This window comes from Stieleria sedimenti (assembly GCF_025060895.1).
Taxonomy (GTDB): Bacteria; Planctomycetota; Planctomycetia; order Pirellulales; family Pirellulaceae; genus Stieleria; species Stieleria sedimenti.
In genome coordinates, this window is record NZ_JANZKV010000279.1 from 1 (window position 1) to 7,448 (window position 7,448).

The 7,448-nt window shown below is 59.2% G+C and carries 5 protein-coding genes; 3 read left to right on the plus strand and 2 right to left on the minus strand.

The window, feature by feature from the left end:
• Window positions 1-238: 238 nt before the first annotated feature.
• Window positions 239-1,546 (plus strand): PQQ-like beta-propeller repeat protein, encoded by a 1,308-nt coding sequence (locus NZK35_RS29825; RefSeq protein ID WP_259636188.1) that lies wholly within the window; start codon window positions 239-241, stop codon window positions 1,544-1,546.
• Window positions 1,546-3,135 (plus strand): BNR repeat-containing protein, encoded by a 1,590-nt coding sequence (locus NZK35_RS29830; protein WP_259636189.1) that lies wholly within the window; start codon window positions 1,546-1,548, stop codon window positions 3,133-3,135. Before NZK35_RS29825 ends, NZK35_RS29830 begins: the two co-directional genes overlap by 1 nt.
• 1,149 nt (window positions 3,136-4,284) lie before the next feature.
• Here the strand turns inward: NZK35_RS29830 and rsmA are convergent.
• Both rsmA and NZK35_RS29840 read right to left on the minus strand, forming a co-directional pair.
• On the minus strand, window positions 4,285-5,196 hold the full coding sequence (gene rsmA, locus NZK35_RS29835; RefSeq protein ID WP_259636190.1) for a 16S rRNA (adenine(1518)-N(6)/adenine(1519)-N(6))-dimethyltransferase RsmA: 912 nt from the start codon (window positions 5,194-5,196) through the stop codon (window positions 4,285-4,287).
• Window positions 5,193-5,825, minus strand: coding sequence for a riboflavin synthase (locus NZK35_RS29840; RefSeq protein ID WP_259636192.1), 633 nt, complete (start codon window positions 5,823-5,825; stop codon window positions 5,193-5,195). Before NZK35_RS29840 ends, rsmA begins: the two co-directional genes overlap by 4 nt.
• A 161-nt stretch (window positions 5,826-5,986) precedes the next feature.
• Between NZK35_RS29840 and eno the strand changes: the two genes are divergently transcribed.
• Window positions 5,987-7,270: a phosphopyruvate hydratase gene (gene eno, locus NZK35_RS29845; RefSeq protein ID WP_259636191.1), complete on the plus strand. Its 1,284-nt coding sequence runs from the start codon at window positions 5,987-5,989 to the stop codon at window positions 7,268-7,270.
• Window positions 7,271-7,448 lie beyond the last annotated feature (178 nt).

Genomic DNA, 7,448 nt, shown 5'->3' on the forward strand with positions numbered 1-7,448 from the left:
ACTTAGCGGTATTGGCCTTAGGGGCCTAGTGCCACCGTGATCCATCAATTGGAGTGCCGTGAGAAAACGGACCCACGGATGGCAAGGCGTACCCACGGATGCCAGGTACGCAATCGAACCGTGGGGCCGCTTTGTCATCGGTGGGCTTTCTCACTCGGTCCACGCATGGTCGGCGAACCCCGTTATGCTGTGGCCTCTACAAAACACCAAATCGTCTCTCGAGTATTTTGCACTGAAGATGTTCAAGACCTCCTTTTTTGCCGTTGCTCTGCTCACCGTCGCGTTGGGCAGCACGTTCGCGTTGAACAGCACATTCGCGTTGAACAGTGCGTCCGCCCAGACGCCCACGTTTCCCGCGACCGATTGGCCGTGGTGGCGGGGGCAGCAGCGAGACGGCAGCGCCGCGCCGGACCAGAACCCGCCGGTGCAGTGGAGTGAAGATGAAAACGTGGTCTGGAAAACCGCGATTCCCGGTCGAGGCCACGGATCGCCGATGTTGTTCGGGCGACATGTTTATCTGGCCACCGCCGATGACGCGCGCAAGGTACAAGTGGTGCTTTGTTTTGATCGCCAGACGGGATCATTGCAATGGGAATCGGTAGTGCACCAAGGCAACTACGAAACGAAGGGCAAACGCAAAGCAAATGAAAAAGCGTCGTGGGCATCATCGACCGTCGCCACCGATGGCGAACGGTTGTTCATCAACTTCTTCAACGACGGAGCCATTCACACGACGGCGCTCGATCTGAAGGGGACCATCCTTTGGCAGCAGAAACTGTCCGACTACGTCATTCACCAAGGTTACGGTTCCTCGCCGGCGATCTACAAGCAGCTGGTCATTTGCTCGGCGGACAACAAGGGAGGCGGCGCGATCGTTGCCATGGAGCGTGCGACGGGTGAAATTGTTTGGCGTCGTGATCGTCCCGAAAAACCGAATTACCCCTCACCGTCGATCGTGAACGTCTCGGGTAGAGACCAGTTGGTGTTGACCGGTTGTGATCTGGTCACCAGTCTGGATCCCGCCACGGGCGCGACGCTTTGGGAGATTGAAGGGGCGACGACAGAGTGCGTGACGACGACACTGACCGATGGCCAACACGTGTTTACCAGCGGCGGATATCCCGACAACCACGTCTCGGCCGTTCTCGCCGACGGCTCGGGAAAGGTCGCTTGGCGGACCCATTCTCGAACCTACGTCCCTTCGATGCTGCACAAAGACGGCTACCTGTACATGACGCTCGACGCCGGAATCGCCGAATGTGTCGACTGTGCAACCGGCGACACGGTATGGAAAGCCAGGCTCGGAGGCGTGTTCAGCAGTTCGCCGGTCTTGGTTGATGATTTGATCTACGCGACCAACGAACAGGGGCAAACGTTCGTGTTCAAGGCAAGCCCGGAGCGATTTGAAAAGGTCGCCGAAAACAAGCTGGGTGAGAGCGTGTTCGCCACGCCCACGATCTGTGACAGTCACATCTTCATGAGGATCGCCCATTATGAAGGTGACCGACGCCAGGAATCTCTTTACTGTTTGGGAGCCAAGAACTGATGACTAATACGAGTAACACGAGCACCAATGGTTGGTGTCCGGGCTTGAGCCGATTCCTCGGCAGTACGAAACGACTGACGGGCGTTGCCGAACGCGTCAACGCTACACACCCGCGCTGGCTGTCGTTGGTGATCGGTGCCATTCTTGCCAGCGGCGTTGCGGCGCAAGCCCCGAAGGGATCGCCGTCAAGCTTGAACGGGCAGCGGATGGACGGATACAAGGGCATCTGGTTCACGCTCGGGCAGTTCTACGGCAAAGGAAGCGATGGACAGTCGTATGGAAAAGCGTCGCGAAAACCGGTGTTTCCCTATGGTGATAAATACTCCGGCGGACTGGGGACCTACACCGCCAAACACACGCCGCTTGCGATTTATTGTCCCCAAGTCGAGAAGACGTTTTTTGTTTATGGTGGAACGACGGGGCCAAACGATCGGCATTTGCTGTGCATGGTTTCTTATTACGATCACGCCTTGAACCGGGTTCCCAAGCCCGTTGTGGTCCATGACAAACAAACCGTCAATGATCCACACGACAACCCCAGCATCGCCGTCGACGATGCCGGCTACCTCTGGATTTTCGTGAGCGGGCGTGGACGCGTGCGACCGGGATTCAAGTACAAGAGCAACAAGCCGTACAGCATCGATGGCTTTGAATTGATTTCCGAGGAAGAGATGACATACCCGCAACCGCATCACGTGGCGGGCGAAGGATTCTTGCACCTGTTTACGAAGTACACCGGCGTCCGTGAGCTGTACTGGGAAACCAGCGATGACGGTGTTGCCTGGACCGCCGATCAGAAACTGGCCGGTATTCGCGAGCCGGGTGATAGTCGTGGCGGACACTACCAGACCAGCGCGACGCGCGGCGGACTGACCGGTACATTCTTCAATCGGCATCCCAACGGCGTCGTCGATCAGCGCACCGATCTTTATTATGTCCAGACACCGGACCGGGGCCGGACGTGGACGACGGTCGATGGAACGCCGGTCCAACCGCCTCTTCAGGATGTCGCATCCCCGGCGCGCGTGATCGACTATGCCTCGCAGAAGTTGAACGTCTATTTAAAGGACATGGGGTTCGACCGCGAGGGACATCCGGTCCTGCTGTACGTCACCAGCCCGGGCCACGAGCCGGGCCCGCCGAACGACCCTCGTCATTTCCGCGTGACCCGCTGGGATGGAGAGGCATGGAAAACGTCGATCGTCTGTGGCACCGACCACAATTACGACATGGGCAGCTTGTATCTGGACGAGCAAACCTGGACCTGTCGCGTTCCGTCTCAGCCGGGACCGCAACCCTACCAAGGCGGCGGCGAATTGGTGACGTGGACGAGCATGGATCAAGGGGCGACGTGGCAGCGGGAAACGCAAATCACATCCGAGAGCGAACGCAACCACAATTACGCGCGTCGTCCGCTCGGAGCCAAGGATCCGTTTTTCGTTTTTTGGGCCGACGGGGATCCGACGAAGCTGAGCGAAAGCCACCTGTACTTTGCCGATTCAACCGGTGGGCGTGTCTGGGAATTGCCCTATGAGATGGCGGGGGAGTTCGCCACGCCGGTACGTGTTGAGGCGTTGGTTGAAGAGTAGCAGGCGGTCGCATGACGTCAGCCGAGTGGCGTGAGCCCTCGAACGGTGTTAGCGGAACGGCGCGAGCCGTCCGGTTGCGTTTCAAAAACACCGTGAAAGACCGGAGGGCTCGCGCCCTACCGCTAACATCAAACTCAACGGTGTTAGCGGAACGGCGCGAGCCGTCAGATTGCGTTTCAAAAACACCGTGAAAGACCGAAGGGCTCGCGCCCTACCGCTAACCTCAAACACAACGGGTTAGCGGAACGGCGCGAGCCGTCCGGTTGCGTTGCAACAACACCGTAAAAGACCGGAGGGCTCGCGCCCTACCGCTAACATCAAACTCAACGGGTTAGCGGAACGGCGCAAGCCGTCCGGTAGCGTTGCAACAACACCGTAAAAGACCGGAGGGCTCGCGCCCTACCGCTAACCTCAAACTCAACGGGTTAGCGGAACGGCGCGAGCGGGCCGGTTGCGTTGCAATAACACCGTAAAAGACCGGAGGGCTCGCGCCCTACCGCTAACCTCAAACTCAACGGGTTAGCGGAACGGCGCGAGCCGTCCGGTTGCGTTTCAAAAACACCGTGAAAGACCGGAGGGCTCGCGCCCTACCGCTAACCTCAAACTCAACGGTGTTAGCGGAACGGCGCGAGCCGTCCGGTTGCGTTTCAAAAACACCGTAAAAGACCGGAGGGCTCGCGCCCTACCGCTAACCTCAAACTCAACGGGTTAGCGGAACGGCGCGAGCCGTCCGGTTGCGTTTCAAAAACACCGTAAAAGACCGGAGGGCTCGCGCCCTACCGCTAACATCAAACTCAACGGGTTAGCGGAACGGCGCGAGCCGTCCGGTTGCGTTTTAAAAACACCGTAAAAGACCGGAGGGCTCGCGCCCTACCGCTAACATCAAACTCAACGGTGTTAGCGGAACGGCGCGAGCCGTCCGGTTGCGTTTCAAAAACACAGTGAAAGACCGGAGGGCTCGCGCCCTACCGCTAACATCAAACTCAACGGTGTTAGCGGAACGGCGCGAGCCGTCCGGTAGCGTTGCAACAACACCGTAAAAGACCGGAGGGCTCGCGCCCTACCGCTAACATCGAAAACGCCTGGCGTCAAAGTAGATGGCACGCGCCGCTCGCTGACGCGTCCCGCTGGGGTGTCGGTGCCGGGGCTCTATCCTACATTTCCTTCGGCGATCCGCAGGGCTTCGACCAGCTGTTGGATTTGTTCGACGGACAGTTCTTCCGCACGCGCGGTCTCGCCGTGCCCGAGTGACTGCAGGACCTCGTCGACTTGGGACTTGTCCAGCCGGTTCTTCATCGCGCTGATGACGTTGCTGCGCAAGAACTTTCGTCGGTGGAAAAACAACGCTCGGACCGTCTGGTGAAAATAGTCCAGGTCGGCGATGGCGTCGCGCTTCTGGTGATCCAGATCCAAGCGGATCACCGCCGAGTCGACTTTGGGACGCGGCCAAAACACTTTGGGGCCGAGGATCCGTACGATTTCGGCGTGACACAGCGACTGAATCCAAATGCTCAGTGCCCCGTAGTCCTTGGTCCCAGGCGAGGCGACGATTCTCTCGGCCAGTTCTTTTTGGATCGTCACGACCATGGCATCGGGCGGCGGCGTCTGATGCAGCAGATTGGAAATGATCGGTGTGGCAACGTTGTAGGGGAGGTTGGCGACCAGCAAGAACCGCGCGTCCTGGCCGATGCGCCGCATGGCATCGACGACCAATCCTTTCAAGTCGTCGCGCAAGGAGTTCTTGTTCCGCAGCGCGTCGCCTTGGAGCAGTTTCACATTCGGCCGCCCGGCCAATTCTTCGCTGGCCAGTTGGTGCAGATTCATGTCAATTTCGATCGACAACACGGCACCGGCCGCATCGGAGAGTCGCGAGGTGAGTGACCCGACACCCGTTCCGACTTCTAAGACCACGTCGGTTTTTCGCAGCTCGGCCGAGTTTGCGATCAGGTCGACCAGATTCAGGTCGATCAAAAAATTCTGGCCATACTTGGAAACGGGCCGCAACCCGGCTTCGGCGAGTCGCTTGGACAGGTAGCTGGCTGTTTGACGTGGTTGATTCATCCGTCTGCTTTGCGGTTTGGATCGTGAATCTGGTCGTCTGAGAGCAAACCCAACGAACGTTGCACGTATTTGGCCAAGATGTCGGTCTCCAGGTTCACGGCATCACCGATCTTGCGAAATCCCAAGGTGGTCATGGCCAACGTGTGCGGGATCAAGGCAACGCTAAAGGAATCTTCGTCGGCGTCGACCACCGTCAGACTGATCCCGTCGATCGCGATGCTGCCCTTGCTGGCGACCTGGCTGGCGTACTGGGCGGGGATCCGAAAACGCAGATTGGCCCAGGGCGGGTCTTCGGTGCGCTCGATCAGCTCGCCGAGGGTGTCGACGTGACCGCTGACGTAGTGGCCGCCCATCCGGCTGCCGACGGCGAGGGAGCGTTCCAGGTTGACGCGGTCCCCGGCGACGAGTTGGCCCAAATTGGTCCGCGAAAGCGTTTCCTGGCCGGCTTCGAAATCAGCGACGTCACCGTCGAGGGCGACGATCGTCAGGCAGCATCCGTTGATGCAGATGCTGTCGCCGATCGCAGCATCACCGGTGATCAGCGGAGAACGGATGCGAAGCCGCTTGCCGGGGGGATCGTCGACCATTTCGACGAGATCGCCCATTGTTTCGACCAGACCAGTAAACATTGCAGATAGCAGAACGGCGGAAAATGCGTCAAAAATACTCGGCGGGTAGCCACTGTGACCCGCATTGGACAGAATGCCGACCAATCGGACAAGCGATGGCACGCGCTCGTCGTCAACAAAACACTTCCCGCCACACCCCCAACACCCTCGAGAGGTCCCCGATGACCCTGATCGAAGCGATCCACGCCCGCCAAATTCTGGACAGCCGCGGCAACCCGACCATTGAATGCGAAGTCCTGCTGGAAGACGGCGCCCACGGCCGCGCGGCCGTCCCCAGCGGCGCCAGCACCGGCGCCCACGAGGCTTGGGAATTGCGTGACGGCGACAAGTCCGTTTACATGGGCAAGGGCGTTCAAACGGCCGTCACCAACGTCAACGAAAAAATCGGCCAAGCCCTGCAAGGGATGGACGCTCTCGACCAAGCGGAAATCGACTCCGCGATGTTGGCCTTGGACGGCACCGAAAACAAAAGCAACCTGGGCGCGAACGCCATCCTGGGTGTTTCGCTGGCGACCGCACACGCCGCAGCCGCATCGACCGGACAACCCCTGTTCCGCTATCTCGGCGGCGTCGGTGCACGCCTGCTGCCCGCGCCGATGATGAACATCATCAACGGTGGAGAGCATGCCGATAACTCGGTCGACATCCAAGAATTCATGGTCATGCCTCTCGGCTTCGAACGATTCAGCGATGCACTGCGATGCGGTACCGAAATCTTCCACAACCTGAAAAAGGTGCTCAGCAGCAAGGGATACAACACCGCCGTCGGCGACGAGGGCGGCTTCGCGCCGGACCTGAAGAGCAACCAAGAAGCGCTCGACGTCATCATGCAAGCGATCGACCAGGCGGGTTACAAAGCCGGCGAGCAGGTCTGGATCGCACTCGACGCGGCATCGACGGAATTTTATGACCGCGACAAGAAAAAGTATGCGATCGACGGCAAGGAATTGTCCGGCGACGAAATGGTCGACTTCCTCGCCGACTGGTGTGAGAAGTACCCGATCTGCAGCATCGAAGATGGCTGCGACGAAGACGATTGGGACACCTGGAAGAAGCTGACCGAACGTGTCGGCGACCGGGTCCAGTTGGTCGGCGACGACTTGTTCGTCACCAACGTCACCCGCCTGCAAAAAGGGATCGACGAAGGAATCGCCAACAGCATCCTGATCAAAGTCAATCAAATTGGTTCGTTGACCGAAACGATCGACGCGATTCAGTTGGCCGGACGTCACGGCTACACCGCCGTGACCAGTCACCGCAGCGGTGAAACCGAAGACAGCACGATCGCCGACTTGGCCGTCGCCCTGTGCACCGGCCAGATCAAGACCGGGTCGGCCAGCCGCAGTGACCGGATGGCAAAGTACAACCAGTTGCTCCGAATCGAAGAAATGCTCGGCGACGCGGCGTTGTACGGCGGACCCCACTTCGCCGCAAAGTTGCGTTAGAAAGGATTGTCAGCGGGATGCGTCACGGGCTGTCGATTTAAGCCCGCGCGTTTGCAAGGGGCCAGGCGGCGCCCCTTGCCGACGCGTCGCTCTGCCATGGTCAAGTTGATTTCGGAACAGTGACTCAATCGACAGGCCGGTTTGAGACCGTTGGTGTTCAGCCTTTAGGCCAATACCG

Bases quoted from the DNA above. Each gene is read 5' to 3' on its own strand.
- eno (WP_259636191.1), top strand. From the start codon at position 5,987: ATGACCCTGATCGAAGCGATCCACGCCCGCCAAATTCTGGACAGCCGC.
- NZK35_RS29825 (WP_259636188.1), top strand. From the start codon at position 239: ATGTTCAAGACCTCCTTTTTTGCCGTTGCTCTGCTCACCGTCGCGTTG.
- NZK35_RS29840 (WP_259636192.1), bottom strand. From the start codon at position 5,825: ATGTTTACTGGTCTGGTCGAAACAATGGGCGATCTCGTCGAAATGGTC.
- NZK35_RS29830 (WP_259636189.1), top strand. From the start codon at position 1,546: ATGACTAATACGAGTAACACGAGCACCAATGGTTGGTGTCCGGGCTTG.
- rsmA (WP_259636190.1), bottom strand. From the start codon at position 5,196: ATGAATCAACCACGTCAAACAGCCAGCTACCTGTCCAAGCGACTCGCC.